Below are 17,740 nucleotides of genomic sequence, written 5' to 3'. Positions count from 1 at the left end.
AGCCGAGCACCGCCTCCACGGCCACGAACTGCGGCTCGCCGTCCGCACCGGGGTCGAGCTGGGTGAACGCGTCACCCTCAGGGACGGTCAGCCCCCGACGGCGTACTGGGACGATTGGGCCACGGAGATGAACTGCCGCTCGCCACCCGAGCCGGGATCGAGCTCCACGAGGGCGTACACCTCGTAGTTGTAGTTGCCCTGGCGCCGGGTCGGCATCCCTGCATCGGGGTCCACGAGGCAGGTCAGGTCGGGCTCGATCGGCAGGTCGACCGACACGGCGCCGTCCGCGCCGATCGTGAGGTCCTCGGCGGGTTCGGACCAGACGTCGCTGCCGACGCCGACCACCCGGCCCCAGTTGAGCCAGACCAGCGTGACCGGCGTGCGGGTCGTGTCGACCGCCCTTCCCTCCGTCTCGGTGAACGTGACCGTCACCGAGTCGGCGAGGTCGCTTCTGCCGGTCGCCTCGGCCGACAGCCTCAGCCCGGACCGCTCCGAGGCCACCTGCGGGCCGCCGGGGATGTCGGACGCGTAGGCACCGCACGCGAGGCTCGTACCCTCCAGCCACGGCGGCTGGTAGCCGTCACGGATGTTCACGGTCTGCGGCCGGCCCGCCGACACCTCGACGGCGGGAACCTCCATGGTGACCGGCTCGCTGACGGAGATGCCCCGCGTGCCGTCGGGGTCGCTCCACGGCAGCACCGCGTAGACGTCGTAGGTGCCCGCCGGACGCGGGTCCACGTACTGCTCCCAGTCCGACCTGATCCCCGCGTAGGTCGTCCACCTCCCGCAGGCGGTAGCGGCAGTGGCCTCGGCGACGTCGTCCGCGGACCGGCCGGCGTCCGGCAGGCGGTAGCCCTGGCCGTGCCAGCCACGGCCGAGGTCGACCACCTGGCCGTCCCGCGCGAAGACCAGCTTGGGCTGCCCACCGTCGAGCCTCGGGCCCTCGGCGTCGGTGCGGGTGATCCGGACGGGCGCCGCGAGGCCGCTGTCCGCGGACCCCGTGTCCGCCGGCCCGATATCGCCGGTGAGCTCCACGCGGACGGTGTCGGAGGACGACACCAGCTCCGTCACCTCCATGCCGCAGTGGTACTGCGGGCCCTGCGAGCGCCAGGCGTCGGGTACCTGTGCACCGCCGACCGCCGCATCGGGGCTCGGGGTGGCCGGCGGCACCGGCTCCGAGAGGAACCGCCCGGGCCCCAGCGCCGCTGCGATCGCGAGCAGCCCGGCGATCACCAGGGATGCACCACCGATGGCGGCGACCTTCGCCGTCCGACGGCGCCGCACCGCGCCGGCCACCGTGTCCAGCCGCTCGTCGAGGTCGGTCTCCACGGCGGGCACGGAGACCTCGGCCAGGGCCTCGCGGAGCACGGCCATCGCGTCGAACAGGTGCCGCTTGACGTTGCCCTGGCTCGTCCCGAGGGCCGTCGCGATCTGCGGCACCGTCAGGTCGTCGAAGAAGCGCAGCGTCACGGCCTCGCGCTGCCGAGGGGAGAGCCGTCGCAGCGCGACGCCCACGTCCACCCGGGCCGTGGCGACCCGGTCGGCACCGGGTGCGTGCTCGTCGTCGGCCAGGAGGTGCCTGAGGCCGGACCAGTGGTTGCGCCGCCGGTAGCCGTCCAGGTAGATGGTCAGGACGGCGCGCCGGACGTATCCCTCGAGGTTGGTCCGTTCCGGCTGGTCCAGGTCGTGCCGCGCCGGGCCGTCCGCCGCCGGCCGACGCCGGAGGCGGGAGAACACCTTGACCAGCGCGTCCTGCACCAGGTCCTCGGCCTGCGACTTGTCCCGCGTCAGGGAGTACGCGTACCCCACCAGCGCGCCACCGCGGCTCGTCGCGAGCTCGGTGAGCTCGGCCTCCCACTGCGCCATGTCGGACGGTCCCCTTCCTCCCACGGTCCCTGACACACCAAGAGGTGAGAACCATGGTCGTGATGGCACCGCGGCGCGCGAATCTGCTCAGGGCGCCGCCGGACCTAAGCGCAGTCGGCGTCGTTGTAGTCGTAAGGATTGCACCACTCGTCGTCGCCCTCGTAGAAGGCCGCCCAGGTCGGCTCGTCCCTCGTGTACTCCCGGATGCTGAGCTGCCACCCCGTGTACTTCCCGGCGGCGCGGTCGACGTCGGCCTGCTCCGCGCTGACGGCTCCCGCGGCGACGGCCTCCTGCCATGCGGCGTCGTTGTTGGTGAAGGTGGCCACCCGGGGCCAGGTCGTGGTCCTCCCGCGCTCCCAGTTGACCGGCCGGGTCTCGGTCAGGAGCCGGGCGATCGTCGCGTAGGGGGTGCGGCCACCCGTCTCGGGGAGCGCGAAGACGTCGTTGACCGACAGCTCCTCCTGGTCGGGCGTCGGCACCGTCTCCAGCTCGGTGCCGGCCAGCTCGACGACGAGCCGTTCGTCGCACGTGGTGACCGCCTCCAGCAGGCGCGCGGCGGCGGACCGCACCCCCTCGGGGGTGCCCGGAGCGACCAGGTCCCGCCCCGCGTACGCGGCCCCGCTGCAGTCGTCGGACGGCGGGGCGAACTCCGGCCCCGGAGCCACGCCGCTCCTCAGGTTCACGGTGACCGGGTCGCTGACGAGCAGGCGCCGCGCGCTGTCCTCCGGGTCGGCGGCCTGGTCGGGGTCGGCGACGATCGCGATCAGCTCGTACCGCCCACCCGCGCGTTCGTTGTCGTAGTAGCTGGAGAGCGGCTCGTTCTCCTCCTCCACCAGGGTGTCCGCGCGGCAGGACGACGCGTTGCCGGCATACGCGAACCCCGTCCAGGTCCCGTGCTCGACGAGCTCCCCTGGTGCCTCGTCGTTGTCGGCCTCGCGCCAGTAGTCCGGGAGGTCGACGATCCGGCCCTCGTGCGCCCAGACGATGAGCGGCCAGGTCATGTAGTCGAACTCCTCGTTGAACACACCGGCCGGCGGCTCGCCGGAGATCGTCACCGGCAGCTTCCAGTACGAGGTCTCCCCTCGCGGGTCGGGCGTGAGATCCCCGGCGATCTCCACGTCCAAGGTGCCCGTGTCCATCGCCGCCAGGTCCTCGACGGGTATACCGCAGTACACGCCGGTGTCGGCCGACCAGCTCACCGGCACGTACCCCGGCGTGTACTCGATCCTGTCGATCGCGGGCAGCGGCTCCGACCGGATCCACGGCTTCACCGCGAACGCACCCCAGGCGAGCGCGACGGCCACGACCATCGAGACACCGGCCACCGCTGCGACCTTCGCCGTCCGACGGCGGCGCACCGCGCCCGACACCGCGTCCAGCCGCTCGTCCAGGTCGGTGTCCACCTCGGGCGCCGCGATCTCCGCGAGCGAGCCGCGCAGGACCTCGATCGCGTTCGACAGGTACCGCTTGACCGTGCCCGGCCTCGTCCCCAGGGCTTGCGCGATCTGCGGCACGGTCAGGTCCTCGAAGAACCGCAGCACGACGGCCTCGCGCTGGCGCGGCGAGAGCTTGGCGAGGGCCACGCCGACGTCGACCCGCGCCGTGGCGACGCGGTCCGCCCCTGGCGCGCTGGCGTCGTCGGCCAGCAGGTGCCTCAGGCCGGACCAGTGCGCCTGCCGTCGGTAACCGTCCAGGTAGATCGTGAGGATGGCCCGCCGGACGTACGCCTCCGCGTTGGTCAGCCGCGGCTGGTCCAGGTCCACGACGTGCTGCCCGCCGCCGACCGGCCCCGACGGGCGACGCAGGCGGGAGAACACCTTGACCAGCGCGTCCTGCACCAGGTCCTCGGCCCGGCCCCGGTCCCGGCACAACGAGTACGCGTACCCGACCAGCGCGTCACCGCGTCTCGCCGCGAGCTCCGTGAGCTCGGCCTCCCACTGCGCCATCGAAGACGCCTCCTCTCCCTGTTCATGCTCCCTGACGGGCGGGGACGAGGAAACGATGCTGTCGGCCGCGCTATGCGCACTCCGGATCGGTGTCGGCCTCTGGACGGGAGCACCAGCTATCATCGCCCTCGTAGAACGAGGTCCAGACCATCTCCGGCGGGCTGAGCCTGCTCTCGACGGAGAGCCGCCAGCCCGTGTAGACGCCCTCGGCGCGGTCGAGCGCGGCCTGCTCCTCGGTGATGGCACCGGCGTCCATTGCCTCCTGCCAGGCCGCGTCGTCGTTGACCCACTTGGTCACCCGCGGCCAGGTCTGGTTCTCCCCGAACTGATCGGTGACCGGCGTGGTCTCCGTCAGCAGCCGGGCGACCGTCGCGTAGGGCGTACGCCCCTCCGGCTCGGGGAGTGCGAACACCTGGTTGACCGACGGCGTGGACCAGTCGGTGTGCGGTTCGGTCTGCACCTCGCCGCCGAGCGCGGCCACTCCGTGCGCGTCACACGTGGTGACCGCCTCGAGGATCTCGGTCGCGGTGGCCCGGACGCCGTCCGAGAGGCCCTCCGCCTTGAGGTCCCGTCCTGCATAGGCGGCCGCGCTGCAGTCGTCCGACGGCGGAGGGAACGTCGGCTCCGGCGCGACGCCGCTGTCCAGGTCCACCGTGATCGGCTCACTGATCACCAGGTCATCACGGCCGTCCGTCCGCGCCGCCGTCGAGCCGTCCGACATCACCACGCGCAGCTCGTAGCCGGCCCCTTGCCGCTCGTTGTCGTAGTTGCCCAGGCTGTTGGGAACGAGGGTCTCCTCCCGGCACGCCGTCGAGTTGGGCGCGATCGCCGGCCCGCTCCAGACACCGTCCTCGAACAGAGCGCGGGAGACCTCCGGGTCGGCCTCACGCCATCCGGCGCCCAGGTCGACCACCCTGCCCTCGTGTGCCCACACGATCAGCGGCGAGGTGACGAAGTACCCACGCTCCTCCTCGGGCATGTCGTCGGGGACGGCACCCGTGACCGTCACCGGGACCTCCCAGCCCGCCGCGAGGCCGGCGAACCGTGGCCCGAGGTCGTCGGTGATCTCGATGTCGAAGGTGCCGCTGGCCAGGGCGTCGAACTCCTCGACCGGCATGCCGCAGTACACCCCGGCGTCCCGGGACCAGTTGGCCGGTACATAGCCCGGCGTGTACTGGACGTTCTCGGCGGGCAGCGGCTCCGACCGGATCCACGGCCGCGCCGCGAACGTTCCCCAGGCGAGCGTGACGGCCACGACCATCGAGACACCGGCCACCGCCGCCACCTTCGCCGTCCGACGGCGGCGCACCGCACCCGCCACCGCGTCCAGCCGCTCGTCCAGGTCGGTGTCCACCTCGGGCACCGGGGCCTCGGCCAGGGCCTGGCGCAGCACGGCCGTCGCGTCGAACAGGTGCCGCTTGACCGTCCCCTGGCTCGTCCCGAGGGCCGCCGCGATCTGCGGCACGGTCATGTCCTCGAAGTACCGCATCAGCACGGCCTCGCGCTGCCGCGGGGCGAGCCGCTTCAGCGCGGCGCCCACGTCCACCCGCGCGGTGGCGACGCGGTCCGCCCCGGGCGCGCTGGCGTCGTCGGCCAGGAGGTGCTTGAGGCCCGCCCAGTGGCTCCGCCGCCGGTATCCGTCCAGGTAGATCGTCAGGATCGCGCGCCGCACGTACGCCTCCGCGTTGTTGTTCGGCTCCGGCCGGTCCAGGTCGAGGCGGGCCTGACCCGCCGCCGACGGGCGGCGCAGGCGGGAGTAGACCTTGACCAGCGCGTCCTGGACCAGGTCCTCGGCCTGCGGCTTGTCGCGCGTCAGCGAGTACGCGTACCCCACCAGCGCGCCGCTGCGCCGCATCACGAGCTCCGTGAGCTCGGCCTCCCACTGCGCCATGTTCGTGCTCCTCTCGTCCCGCCGCCTGTAACGCGCGGCGAACGGAGAACGTTGAGTCCGGGCCATGACGAGATCTTGTGCGGCTCACCGATGAGTCGCGTGTCCTCGGCCAGTCCACCCCGCATGAGCGACTACCGCATCGAGGCACGCCCCGAGGTCTCCACCGCCGGCATCACGGGCACCATCACCATGACGGAGTTCGAGAAGGTTGCCGACCGCATCCCCGAGATCGTCGGCTGGCTCGCCGAGCGCGGCACGCACCCGGTCGGCGCACCGTTCTTCCGCTACCACGTGATCGACATGGCGGCCCACCTCGTCGTCGAGGTCGGCTTCCCCGTGCCCGACGACGTCTCGCTCACCTCCGCGGGCGACGTCACCGTGAGCACGATCCCGGCTGGACGGTACGTGACGACCGTCCACCACGGGCACCCCGACGGGCTGATCGACGCCACGGGCGCGCTCCTGCGGTGGGCGGCCGCCGAGGGGCTCACGTTCGACCGGCACGACACGGACGCCGGCGATGCCTGGGCGGGCCGGTTCGAGTTCTACCTCACCGACCCGGCCGAGCAGCCCGACATGGCCGAGTGGGACACGGAGCTGGCCTTCAAGCTGGCGGACTGAGCCCTGCTGCGACCAGGCCGCTGGGCACGTCAACCGCTCTCGACTTCGTCCCACTCGGCGACAAGTTCACGCGCCGTCGATTCGAGCCCGTCAAGTTCGTTGACAACGGTCGCCTCCAGCACCCGGACGTTGACACCGAAGTACTCGTGGGCAAGGACGTTGCGCATGCCGGCAATCTTCGGCCACACGTCACCGAACGCCTTGGCGACCGTGCCGCCTCCGGCCGAGTCGGCCGCCTTCAGAGCATCGATCGCCGATGCTAGCTGCATGGCGACGGCGTCTTGGAGCAGGGGGTCGTCGAAGTCGAGTCCCCGGCCGAGATGATCTCGGAGCGTCGCGATGTGGTCCAGTGCCCGTCGAACATGCCATACCGGCGTTCTGCGCGCGGCAGCATTCACAAGGGCACCGCCTCGCGCGCGACCTCACGGACGACATCGGGGATCAGAGCAGCGGCATCCGCGACGTCGACCTTGACGCCGAGGAGCTCGGTAGCGGCGGAAGCGAACGCAGCAAGGTCGCCGAACCCATGGCCCGGTGCAACGTCAACCAGGATGTCCACGTCGGAACCTGGACCGTCCTCTCCGCGCGCAGCCGAGCCGAAAAGCCGCGGCCGGTGCAGTCCGTGCTCCCTTGCGAGAGCGACGAGTGCCCTCCGATGCGACGCGACGACCCACCCGAGTCTCGACCGCGGCCGGAACCCGCGAGGCGCTGTCGCGCTGAGAATCATGCGCATTCCGGGAACCACGGGAGATGACTCGTCAAACGAGACCAGCGACCGCCGCCCGACCGATCTGGTCCTCACGACACCGGCCTTGGTCAGGGCGCGGACTTCACGGGAGACCGACGACGCCGGCTCACCCGTGATGCGCGCGATCTCGGCCGAGGACAGCGGTTCGTCCGACTGAAAGAGCGCGCGCAGCACCGACTCCTGAAGATCGGAGCGGAAGAACGAGGCAGTTCGCGACATGCGCGCCATTGTATCGCTCACATTGTGAGCGATACAACATGCCGACAGGACCTGAGTCGCTGGTGCAAGGAGCCGAACCCGTCACGCCAGCTCGATCCGATACCCCCGCTTCACCACCGTCCGGATCAGATCCCGCCGCCCCGCCGCCTCGCGCAGCCGGGCAATCGCCACCTCGGCCGCGTGCGTGTCCTGCGAGTCGCCCGGCAGCGCGGCGAGCACCTGCTCGCGCGGCACGACGTCGCCCTCGGCGGCGGCGAGCAGACGCAGCACCGCGACGCCGGTCGGCGACAGCGGCAGCACCTGCCCGTCCAGCACCGCCACGCGCGCGCGGATCACCAGCGACCCGGCGATGGTGTTCAGCGCCACCGACTCGATGTGCTCGTAGTGCCCCACCAACGCCCGGACGAGCGCCCCGAGCCGCCCGCGCTCGGGCTGCAGCGACACGATCCCGCGATGCTCCAGGGGCTGCGCCGTGATCGGCCCGACGGCGGCGGCCACCGTCCCGCCGTCGACGAACCGGGCGCGGGCCCGGTCCATGAGGCCCTCCGCCTCGACGGCCCGCAGCCAGGCCTCGGCGCCGGGGGCCGACGTGAAGACCACGGCGTCGATCTCGCCGTCGGCCACCGCATGTGCCGAGTCGCGGACCGCCGCCGGATCCGGCGCGGGACCCCACCGATAGACGACGAGGCTGGCCACCTGCGCGCCGGCCTTCTCGAACACGTCGTCCAGCCCGTCGGCACCCGCCCCGTGGTGCTGGATGGCGATACGCAGGCTCTGCACACCCTCGCTGAGCAGCACCTCCGCCACCTCGGCGGACGTCTCCGACTCGGCCACCCAGTCGGCCTGCAGGCCGGCGGCCTGGATCGCGCCGCGCGCCTTGGGGCCGCGCGCGACGAGCCGGACCCCGGCGAGCATGTCGAGGAGCGGCTCGGCGAGCCCGTGCACGTCGGCGGCCTCGATCCACGCGCGGAAGCCGATCCCGGTGGTCACGACCAGCACGTCGGGCGGCGCGGCGACGATGGCGCGGGTCGCTGCGATCAGCGTCTCGTCGTCCACGTGCGGGATCATGCTGAGCGCCGGCGCGTGCCGGATCGTGGCGCCGCGCCGCTCCAGGGCGGCGGCGAGCTCGGCGGCCCGGCGCTCGGCCGTGACGAGCACGGTCGCGCCGGCCATGACCTGACCCAGCGTCGGGTGGGCCGCCTGTGCTTGCGCGGGCGCTGCGACGTCAGACACCGGCACCTGCCAGACGTCGTTCACTCGTACCCTCCAGAAGCCCTGCCGCGGCCACATGGCCGATGACCACGACCGCGGGGGACCGCACACCTCGGGCCGCCGCCACGGAGGCCGCCTCCTCGAGACGGGCTCGCGTGACACGCTGCTCCGGCGTGGAACCGTTCTCCACGATCGCCACGGGAGTACCGGGGTCGGCGCCTGCGGCCAGGGACTGCGCCACGATCGCGCCGAGGGACCGCACCCCCATCAGTACGACAAGCGTAGCCGTGGCATCCCGCACGCAGGACAGGGCGGCGGCGTCGAGCGGCCCGGACGGGCCCGAATTCACCTCGGCGACCGGGGCGTGGGACCGGTCCGTGGCGCAGTGGCCGGAGACGACGTGGAAGCCCGTGGTGACCCCGCGGTGGGTGAGCGGGATCCCGGCCAGCCCCGGCACGGCGACGGCGGACGTCACGCCGGGCACCACCTCGACCGGCACGCCGGCCGCCACGCACGCGGCGACCTCCTCGCCCCCGCGCCCGAGCACGAACGGGTCGCCGCCCTTGAGCCGGACCACGTGGGCGCCCGCCCGCGCGTGCTCGACGAGCAGCTCGTTGATGCGTTCCTGCGGTACGGGATGGCTGCCGGGCGCCTTGCCGACGTCGACCACCCGGACATGGGGCGGGAGGTCGGCGAGGATCTCGACGGGACCCAGCCGGTCCGCGACCACGACGTCGGCCGCCTGGAGCGCGCGCCAGGCGCGGACCGTGAGCAGGTCGGCGGCCCCTGGCCCGCCGCCGACGAGCGTCACCCGCCCGGCCCCGGCCCGAAGGGTGGGCCGGGTCTCCGACCGGTTCACGGCAGCCCCACGTGGACGACGCCGTCGCGCACCTCCACCGGGTACACCACGAGGTCGGGGGTCAGCCCGTTCTTGGGCTGCTTGTCCGCCGTGACCAGGCAGACGCCCGTCACCAGGGAGAACACCTGCTTGTAGACCGGAGCGGCCACCGTGGGCTCGCCGCCCCGCGTGCCGACGATCCCCCGCGACATGACGTGCGCCCCCGAGAACGGGTCGAGGTTCTGGACGGCGTGGACCCGCCCGCCGGCCGCGAGGTCGGGCGCCTGTCCCAAGTCCGACGGATCCGGCAGCCGGAAGAGCGCCACCTGGACGTCGCCGAAGAGCGCCGCCGCACCGCGCTCGGGGAACAGGTCGGTGAGCAGGCAGGCCCGCTCCCAGCGGACCGGGCCGTCCGACACCAGGGTCGCTCCAGCGACCTGGGCCTCCGACACGTCGGGAACGGTCATGCTCGCACCTCCAGCTTGGGCCCCGCGATGACGACGCCCCGCGCCGCTCCCGACGCGCGCTCCTCGGCCGTGGCCGGACGGCGCTGGCCGCGCTCGGTCACGTAGGCGAGGGACGGGTCGGCATCCTTGGGGGCGTTGACGAACGACGAGAACCGGCGCAGCTTCTCCGGGTCCTCCAGCACGGCCTTCCACTCGTCCTCGTAGTTCTCGACGTGGCGGGCCATCGCGGCGTCCAGGTCGGCGCAGATGCCGAGCGAGTCCTCCATGATCACCTCGCGCACGCCGTCCAGGCCGCCGTCGACCTCCTCGATCCACGGCGCGGTGCGCTGCAGCCGGTCGGCAGTGCGCACGTAGTACATGAGGAAGCGGTCGATGGTGCGGATCAGCTCCTCGGAGGTCAGGTCCTCGGCGAGCAGCTTGGCGTGCCGCGGCGTCTGCCCGCCGTTGCCGCCCACGTACACGTTCCAGCCCTTGTCGGTGGCGATGACGCCGACGTCCTTGCCGCGCGCCTCTGCGCACTCGCGGGCGCAGCCGGAGACGCCGAGCTTGAGCTTGTGCGGCGAGCGCAGGCCGCGGTAGCGCAGCTCCAGCTCGACCGCCATGCCCACGGAGTCCTGCACGCCGTAGCGGCACCACGTGGATCCGACGCAGGACTTCACGGTGCGCAGCGACTTGCCGTACGCGTGGCCGGACTCGAACCCGGCGTCGACCAGCCGCCGCCAGATGTCGGGAAGCTGTTCCACGCGGGCGCCGAACATGTCGATGCGCTGGCCGCCGGTGATCTTGGTGTACAGGCCGAAGTCGCGGGCGACCTCGCCGACCACGATGAGCCCCTCGGGCGTGACCTCGCCGCCGGGCATCCGGGGCACCACCGAGTAGGTGCCGTCCTTCTGCAGGTTGGCGAGCATGTGGTCGTTGGTGTCCTGGAGCGTGGACTGCTCGCCGGCCAGGATGTGGCCGTTGCCGAGGCTCGCCAGGATCGACGCGACCACCGGCTTGCAGATGTCGCAGCCGCGGTTGCCCGCATGCCCGGCCTCGGCGGGTGCGCCCTCCGGGCGCGTCCCGAACCTCGCCACGATCTCGCTGAACGAGTGCAGGTCGGCGACGCGGACGGCGTCGAAGAGCTGGGCGCGGGACATGTCGAAGTGCTCGCACAGGGCCGTGCTGACCTCGATGCCCGCGCGCTCCAGCTCGGTGTCCACGAGCTTCTTGACCAGCGGCAGGCAGGCGCCGCAGGTGGTGCCGGCGCGGGTGCAGGCCTTCACGCCGGGGACGTCGGTGCACTCGTGCTCGGTGACGGCGCCCCTGATGGCGCCGGCCGAGACGCTGTTGCAGGAGCAGACGTTGGCGTCGTCGGGCAGCTCCAGGCCCGGGGCACCACCGCCGCCCTCCGGGAGCAGGAACGCGCTCGGGTCGTCGCCGGGCAGCTCCGCGCCGAGCATGGGGCGCAGGCTCGCGTACGGCGCGGCGTCGCCCACGAAGACGCCGCCCAGCAGGGTGCGGGCGTCGTCGGACAGGACGAGCTTCTTGTAGACGCCGGCCACCGGGTCGGCCCAGACCACCTCGACGGCGTCCTCGGTGCGGGCGTGCGCGTCGCCGAACGACGCGACGTCGACGCCGGAGAGCTTGAGCTTGGTGGCAGTGTCCGCGCCGGGGAACTCGGCTAGGCCGCCGAGCAGCCGGTCCACGACCACCTCTGCCATGGTGTTGCCGGGCGCGACCAGGCCGATGCACCGGCCCTCGATGCAGGCCACCTCGCCGACGGCCCAGATGTGCGGGTCCTCGGTACGGCACGACAGGTCGACGACGGCGCCGCCGCGCTCCCCGATCGGCAGCCCGGCGGCGCGGGCCAGCTCGTCGCGCGGCCGCACACCGGTGGCCACCACGACGACGTCGACGTCGAGCCGCCCGCCGTCGGCGAAGTCCAGCCGGCCCACGTGGCCGGTCCGGCGGTGCGGGCGCATCTGGCTGGTCGCGGTCTCCGCGCGGACGCCGATGCCCTTGCCGTTGATCAGGCGCTTGAGCGCCTGGCCGCCGCCGAGGTCGACCTGCACGCCCATGAGGTGGGTGCCGAACTCGATCACGGTGGCGTGGGCGTCCAGCGCGGTGAGCGCGCCGGCGGCCTCCAGGCCGAGCAGGCCGCCGCCGATCACGGCGCCACGTACCGGCTTGCCGGCCGGGTAGCTGCGGCGCTTCTCCTCGACCCAGCCGCGCAGCGCCGCGACGTCGTCGATGGTGCGGTACACGAAGACGCCCGGCAGGTCGTTGCCCGGGATGGGGGGCATCGCGGCGCTGGACCCGGTGGCGAGCACGAGCTCGTCGTAGGGGTGCACGTGGCCGAGGCGGTCCGTGACGGTCTTCGCCGCGCGGTCGATCGACTCGATCTTGCGGTCGGTGTGCAGGGTGACGAGCGGGTCGGCCCACAGGCCGGGGTCGCCGAGGGTGATGCCCTCCGCGCCCTCCTCGAACCAGCGGGTCAGGCCCACCCGGTCGTAGGGCGCGCGGGGCTCCTCCGCGAAGACGGTGACGTGGTAACGACCGGCGTCGTCCCGGGCGCGGAGCGCCTCGACGAGCCGCTGCGCGACCATACCGCCGCCGACCACGACGAGGCGCTGAGGTGTGCCGGAGTTGACCATGTCTTGACCGTAGGTCGCCGGTTTTTCGCGCTGGTGCGTCCGTGGTTACCCGGGCCGAAACTCTTCCTCACAGGCCGGAGGACGACCCGGTGAGTGCGCTCGGGTCAGGCGGAACTTGGAGTAGTCGGCCTCCATATTCCAAGTTCCGGCGAAACTTGGAATAACGGGGGTGCGCGTCGGCGGATACCTGCAGCTCTGCATGGGGCATCCGCGCGATCGACTCCCGGATGATCGGTTCGATCGCCCTGCCTCGCAGGTCTGTATCACGAATGTAAGTATCATGAATGATACTTACCTGGTCGCGGATTCAGGCTACCGAAAGGACGCCACATCGCGCGTCAGGGCGCCGCTACCGTGGGGCCGCATGGACATCCGGACCGTGCCCAACCCGCTGGTCCGAGCGGGCGGCCGTTGGCTGCACCGGGTCAACCAGCGGCACCCATGGAGCCACAACGACCACTTCCACGGCTGGATCCTGCGACGGCTGCCGGCCCTACGGCACCGAGCGCTCGACGTGGGCTGCGGCGCCGGTCTCCTGCTCGGGCGCCTCGCCGACCCGGCAGCCGGGCGCTTCGACGAGGTGCTGGGCGTGGACGCCGACGCCGCCATGGCCGCCGTCGCGGCCGAGCGGTTCACGGGTGACCCTGCGGTGAGCGTGCGCCACGCCCGGTTCGAGGAGGTCGACGGCACGTTCGACGCCATCACCATGATCGCCGTGCTGCACCACATGCCGCTGGAGGCAGCCCTGCGGCACGCGTCCGAGCTGCTGGAGCCCGGTGGGCGGCTGCTCGTCGTCGGCCTGGCGCGACCGGACGCGGTGACCGACTTCGTCTGGGAGGTCGTGTCCTCGCTGCTCAACCCGCTGGTCGGGATGGTCAAGCATCCACGGCCGGTCGCGGAGCCTGTGGACGACGGCGGCCCCGCAATGCCGGTGCGCGACGCCACGGAGACGTTCGCCGAGATCTCGCGGACCGCGGGTGAGGTGCTGCCGGGAGCCCGCCTCCGCCGTCGGCTGTTCTTCCGGTACACGCTGGAGTGGACCAGGCCGTCGGCGCCCTGAGCGGGAGGGGATCGGTCGGCCCGGGTCGGTGCCCTGCCGAGGTGCGCCCTGCCGAGGTGCGTTGCGCAGGAGCGGCCGACGGAAGTAGTTGCCTCGCGGGGGTGTGTTGCTGTGCGTAGACGGTGTCCACACACGGCAACACACCCCCGCGAGGAGAATCTCCCCGCCAGTCTCGTCACGCCGGCTCCGGGACCGCCTCCTGGTTCTCCTTGAGCCAGTCCACCAGCCCGCAGACGGCGTCCTTGCACGAGCCGCAGCCCGTCGTCGCCCGGGTCTCGCGGACGACCTCCTCGACCGAGTGCGCGCCCGGCGGGCAGGAGCTCGCGATGTCGCCCTTGGTCACGCCGTTGCAGCGGCACACGACGGCGTCGTCCGGCATGTGCTCGGGGGAGGAGGCGGGCGCCGCCGTCGGCATCACGGGTGTCAGCAGCAGGAACGCCGGGTCCACCGGGACCGGCGTCCGGCGGGTGTAGGCGGCAGTGAGGTCGGCGGCGACGCGCGGATCGCCCACGCACGTGGCGCCCACCAGGATGCCGTCGGACACCACCACCTCGATGTACCGGCCCGCCCTCGGGTCGGCCAGGCGGACGGCGCGCTGCGTCAGCCCGTCCGGACGCGACGGCCCGCAGACCCCCATCGTCGTGACGCTCAGCGCACCGGCCTTGACCTTGACGACGTCGGTGCCCCGCGTGTCGATCCCCTGGTCCGACTGCGCGCGGCTCGTGGCGCCGCTCGTCAGCAGCGCCCCCAGGCGCACGGCCATGCTGGGCTGGGCGCCGTCGCGCGGCAGCCGCAGGTGCGGCGCCGGGGGGCCGGTCGTCACGTGCTGCTTCGAGGCCGTCCGGTCGGCCACCGACGATGCAGCCATCGCCGACCCGTCCGCTGCCGACGCGACCAGCGAGGACGCGGCCGACGACGCACCGGCCGGACCGGCCGGCTCGACCAGCGACACCAGGTGCTCGGCCAGCCGGCGCGCCTGGTCCCAGCCCTCGGCGACGAGCCCGCGCGAGCCGTTCGGCGGCTGGGCGCAGTCGCCGATCGCGTGGACGCGCGGGTCGTCGGGGCTGGCGAGGTCGTACCCGACGACGATGCCGCGGTCCGTCGTCAGCCCCGCCGCGGCGGCGAGGCCGGTCTCGGGGATGGTGCCGACCGAGAAGACGATGAGCCGCGCCGCGACCACCTCGTCGGCGGACCGCCCGCCGTCGTCCCGGACGCGGACGCCGACGGCGCGCCCGCCCGCGACGAGCACCTCGCTGGACAGGCTGTTCGGCCGCACCGTGATGCCCTGCGCTTCCAGGCCGGCCCGGACGACGTCGGCGGCCTCTGGGTCGAGCTGGCGCTCCATGAGGGACTGCACGTTGTGGATCAGCGTCACGTTCAGGCCACGGCCCGCGAGCCCGACGGCCGCCTCCAGCCCCAGCACGCCGCCGCCCACCACCACGGCGCGCGGCGAGTTGACGGTGGCGGCCACGATCTCGCGGGCGTCGTCGAGGGTGCGCAGCGCGTGCACGCCGGCGGGCAGGCCGCCGTCGGGCGTACGAAGGCCCGGGATGGGCGGGATGCGAGCAGCCGCACCGGTCGCGAGCACCACGTGGTCGTACGGGTGCGAGCTGCCGTCGTCGGCGAGCACCACCCGCGACTCCCGGTCGATCGAGGTGGCGGTGACGCCGCGGAGCACGCTGACCCGGGCGCCGTCGGGCAGGGGCATCGTGATGGCGGCGACGTCGGTGCGCCCGGCCACGACGTCGCTGAGCAGGACCCGGTTGTAGGGCTCGTACGGCTCGCTGCCGAGCACGGTGATGTCGAACGCCTCGGGCTCGCGGCGCAGCAGCTCGTCGACGAGCCGCGAGCCGACCATCCCGAAGCCCACCACGACGACCTTCACGGGGACACGCAGGTTCATGTCGACAGCTCCTTCTGTAACGCCGGCCGCGGCGCCCGGGCGGGCTCGCCGGCGGCCGGATGGGGTTCGTCTGCGGCCGGGACCACGGCGACGTCCACCGCGCAGACCTTGAACTCCGGCATCCCAGAGATCGGGTCGGTGGCGTCCGTCGTCACCTGGTTGACCGAGCCGATGCCGCTCCAGTGGAACGGCATGAAGACGGTGTCGGGGCGCACGGCGTCGGTCCACCGGGCCGTCGCCTCGACCCGACCGCGGGCGCTGGTGAGGCGCACGCGGGCGCCGTCGGGCACGCCGATGCGGAAGCCCAGCACCGGGTGCAGCTCGACGTACGGCTCGGCCACGAGGCGCTCCAGCTCGGCGACGCGGTGCGTCTGCGCGCCTGACTGGTAGTGCTGCAGCACCCGGCCCGTGACCAGGTAGAACGGTGCGCCGGGGCGTACGTCGTCGCTCGGCCCCACGTGGTCGACGGCGACCATGCGCGCCCGCCCGTCCGGCGTCGCGAAGCTGTCGAGGAAGAGCCGGGGCGTCCCGGCATGCTCGGCCGTGCCGGCCGCGCGAGCTGCTGAGGCTGCCACGTCGGGCCCCGGTGAGACCGAAGCTCCCGCCGGGACCGGCCAGTACAGGCCCGGGCCGCCGGCCGCCTCATCGGCGTCGAGGCGGGCGTGGGACAGGCCCGAGTAGTCCGCGGGGCCGCCCGCGGAGGCACGGGCCAGCTCGTCGAACACCACGGCCGGGTCGGTCGGGAAGGCGAGCGCCTCCGGCGCGCCCAGGCGGCGCGCCAGCTCGGCGAGGATCCACAGCTCGGAGCGCGCCTCGCCCGGCGGCGCCACGGCGGCCCGACGGCGGATGACGCGGCCCTCGAGCGACGTCATCGTGCCCTCCTCCTCGGCCCACTGGGTCACGGGCAGCACGACGTCGGCCAGCAGCGCCGTCTCGCTCGGGACGAAGTCGCAGACCACCAGGAGGTCGAGGCTCTTCAGGCGGTCGATCACGCCGCCGGCGTTCGGGGCGCTCACCACGAGGTTGGAGCCGTGCACCAGGAGGGCCCGCGGCCCGCCCGGCGTACCGAGCGACCGCAGGAGCTGCACCGCCGGCACACCGGGGCCGGGCAGCGTCTCCGGGTCCACGCCCCACACCGCGGCGACGTGCTCGCGCGCCGCCGGGTCGTCGATCTTGCGGTAGCCGGGGAGCTGGTCGGCCTTCTGCCCGTGCTCGCGGCCGCCCTGCCCGTTGCCCTGCCCGGTGATCGCGCCGTAGCCGGACCCGACCCGGCCGGGCAGGCCGAGCGCGAGCGCCAGGTTGATCGCCGCGGTGACGGTCGCCGTGCCCTGCGTCGACTGCTCGACGCCGCGTCCGGTCAGCACGTACGCGCCCCGGCCACCGTGCACCGGCGCGGCGGCGGCCAGCAGGCGGGCCACACGCCGCAGCTCGCCGGCGGGCACGCCCGAGACGGACTCGACGCGCTCGGGCCACCAGCCGGCGACCGACCGCGCGACGTCGTCGAACCCGGTGGTGCGCTCCTCGAGGTACGCCCGGTCGGCGAGGCCCTCGGCCAGCACGACGTGCAGCAGCCCGAGCAGCACCGCGAGGTCGGTACCCGGCACGGGGGCGAGATGCACGCCGTCGGCGGGCTGTCCCGAGCTGGGATCGTCGGCGAGCCGGGCCGTCGCGGACCGCCGCGGGTCGACGACGACGAGCCCGCCCGCCGCCCGCGCCCCGGCGAGATGCTGGACGGCGGGCGGCATGGTCTCCGCGAGGTTCGAGCCGAGGAGCAGGACGGCCTGCGCGCCGCCGAGGTCGGCCAGCGGGAAAGGCAAGCCACGGTCGACGCCGAACGACCGGTTCATCCCCGCCGCGGCGGACGCCATGCAGAACCGCCCGTTGTAGTCGATGTTCGGGGTGTGCAGCACGGTGCGGGCGAACTTCCCGAGCGCGTAGGCCTTCTCGTTGGTGAGCCCGCCGCCCCCGAACACGGCCACCGCCTCCGGCCCGTGCTCGGCGGCGACGGCACCGAGCCGGGACGCGATCAGGTCGAGCGCCGCGTCCCAGCTCGTCGGCTCGAGCTCCCCGGAGGCGCCCCGGACCAGCGGGGTGACGATCCGGTCGGACGCCCCGAGCACCGCCGCCGACGTCCACCCCTTCTGGCACAGCCCGCCCCGGTTGGTGGGAAAGTCGCGCGGCTGCACCTGGGGCGCCGTCGGCGGTGCGGGCGTGCCGACGGCGCGGGACGTGCCGACGGCGCGCACGTCCGCCGGGCGCGTCAGCGACATCCCGCACTGCAGCGCGCAGTAAGGGCAGTGCGAGTCGACCGGGGTTCCGGGGGAGGCAAGCAT

At 73.3% G+C, this 17,740-nt stretch carries 13 protein-coding genes; 2 read left to right on the top strand and 11 right to left on the bottom strand.

Annotated elements, in window-relative coordinates:
* Positions 1 to 87: 87 nt before the first annotated feature.
* The 3 genes from AC0QU1_RS01925 to AC0QU1_RS01915 form a co-directional block, all read right to left on the bottom strand.
* Positions 88 to 1,866: an RNA polymerase sigma factor gene (locus AC0QU1_RS01925; RefSeq protein WP_483573971.1), complete on the bottom strand. Its 1,779-nt coding sequence runs from the start codon at positions 1,864 to 1,866 to the stop codon at positions 88 to 90.
* A gap of 104 nt (positions 1,867 to 1,970) precedes the next feature.
* Complete coding sequence (locus tag AC0QU1_RS01920; RefSeq protein WP_483573970.1) at positions 1,971 to 3,812, bottom strand: RNA polymerase sigma factor; 1,842 nt, start codon at positions 3,810 to 3,812, stop codon at positions 1,971 to 1,973.
* Positions 3,813 to 3,882: 70 nt separating this feature from the next.
* A complete protein-coding gene (locus AC0QU1_RS01915) occupies positions 3,883 to 5,703 on the bottom strand; it encodes an RNA polymerase sigma factor (protein WP_483573969.1) in 1,821 nt (606 codons plus the stop codon).
* 123 nt (positions 5,704 to 5,826) lie between these two features.
* Here AC0QU1_RS01915 and AC0QU1_RS01910 point away from each other — a divergent pair, with 123 nt between their 5' ends.
* A complete protein-coding gene (locus AC0QU1_RS01910; protein ID WP_483573968.1) occupies positions 5,827 to 6,324 on the top strand; it encodes a GyrI-like domain-containing protein in 498 nt (165 codons plus the stop codon).
* Between the two features lie 29 nt (positions 6,325 to 6,353).
* Here AC0QU1_RS01910 and AC0QU1_RS01905 read toward each other — a convergent pair whose 3' ends face one another.
* The 6 genes from AC0QU1_RS01905 to nirB form a co-directional block, all read right to left on the bottom strand.
* Positions 6,354 to 6,722 (bottom strand): HepT-like ribonuclease domain-containing protein, encoded by a 369-nt coding sequence (locus tag AC0QU1_RS01905; RefSeq protein ID WP_483573967.1) that lies wholly within the window; start codon positions 6,720 to 6,722, stop codon positions 6,354 to 6,356.
* A complete protein-coding gene (locus AC0QU1_RS01900) occupies positions 6,719 to 7,291 on the bottom strand; it encodes a helix-turn-helix domain-containing protein (RefSeq protein ID WP_483573966.1) in 573 nt (190 codons plus the stop codon). Before AC0QU1_RS01900 ends, AC0QU1_RS01905 begins: the two co-directional genes overlap by 4 nt.
* 81 nt (positions 7,292 to 7,372) lie before the next feature.
* On the bottom strand, positions 7,373 to 8,464 hold the full coding sequence (locus AC0QU1_RS01895; protein ID WP_483576614.1) for a uroporphyrinogen-III synthase: 1,092 nt from the start codon (positions 8,462 to 8,464) through the stop codon (positions 7,373 to 7,375).
* Between the two features lie 52 nt (positions 8,465 to 8,516).
* The gene (gene cobA, locus AC0QU1_RS01890) at positions 8,517 to 9,362 is read right to left on the bottom strand and encodes a uroporphyrinogen-III C-methyltransferase (RefSeq protein WP_483573965.1); all 846 of its coding nucleotides are present in this window, start codon (positions 9,360 to 9,362) and stop codon (positions 8,517 to 8,519) included.
* Complete coding sequence (locus AC0QU1_RS01885) at positions 9,359 to 9,808, bottom strand: nitrite reductase small subunit NirD (RefSeq protein WP_483573964.1); 450 nt, start codon at positions 9,806 to 9,808, stop codon at positions 9,359 to 9,361. Before AC0QU1_RS01885 ends, cobA begins: the two co-directional genes overlap by 4 nt.
* Positions 9,805 to 12,444: a nitrite reductase large subunit NirB gene (gene nirB, locus AC0QU1_RS01880; RefSeq protein ID WP_483573963.1), complete on the bottom strand. Its 2,640-nt coding sequence runs from the start codon at positions 12,442 to 12,444 to the stop codon at positions 9,805 to 9,807. The genes AC0QU1_RS01885 and nirB overlap by 4 nt, the downstream gene beginning before the upstream one ends.
* A 364-nt stretch (positions 12,445 to 12,808) precedes the next feature.
* Here nirB and AC0QU1_RS01875 point away from each other — a divergent pair, with 364 nt between their 5' ends.
* Entirely contained in the window at positions 12,809 to 13,504 is a 696-nt protein-coding gene (locus AC0QU1_RS01875) for a class I SAM-dependent methyltransferase (RefSeq protein WP_483573962.1), read from the top strand.
* A gap of 175 nt (positions 13,505 to 13,679) precedes the next feature.
* Here the strand turns inward: AC0QU1_RS01875 and AC0QU1_RS01870 are convergent, their stop codons facing one another.
* Positions 13,680 to 15,407, bottom strand: a complete 1,728-nt coding sequence (locus AC0QU1_RS01870; RefSeq protein ID WP_483573961.1) for an FAD-dependent oxidoreductase — start codon at positions 15,405 to 15,407, stop codon at positions 13,680 to 13,682.
* On the bottom strand, positions 15,404 to 17,677 hold the full coding sequence (locus tag AC0QU1_RS01865; protein WP_483573960.1) for a molybdopterin oxidoreductase family protein: 2,274 nt from the start codon (positions 17,675 to 17,677) through the stop codon (positions 15,404 to 15,406). The genes AC0QU1_RS01870 and AC0QU1_RS01865 overlap by 4 nt, the downstream gene beginning before the upstream one ends.
* Positions 17,678 to 17,740: the final 63 nt, after the last annotated feature.

The organism is Promicromonospora noduliphila (genome assembly GCF_056951025.1).
The sequence above is the reverse complement of the archived record's forward strand: the minus strand, read 5'-3'. Positions and strand labels throughout refer to the sequence as shown.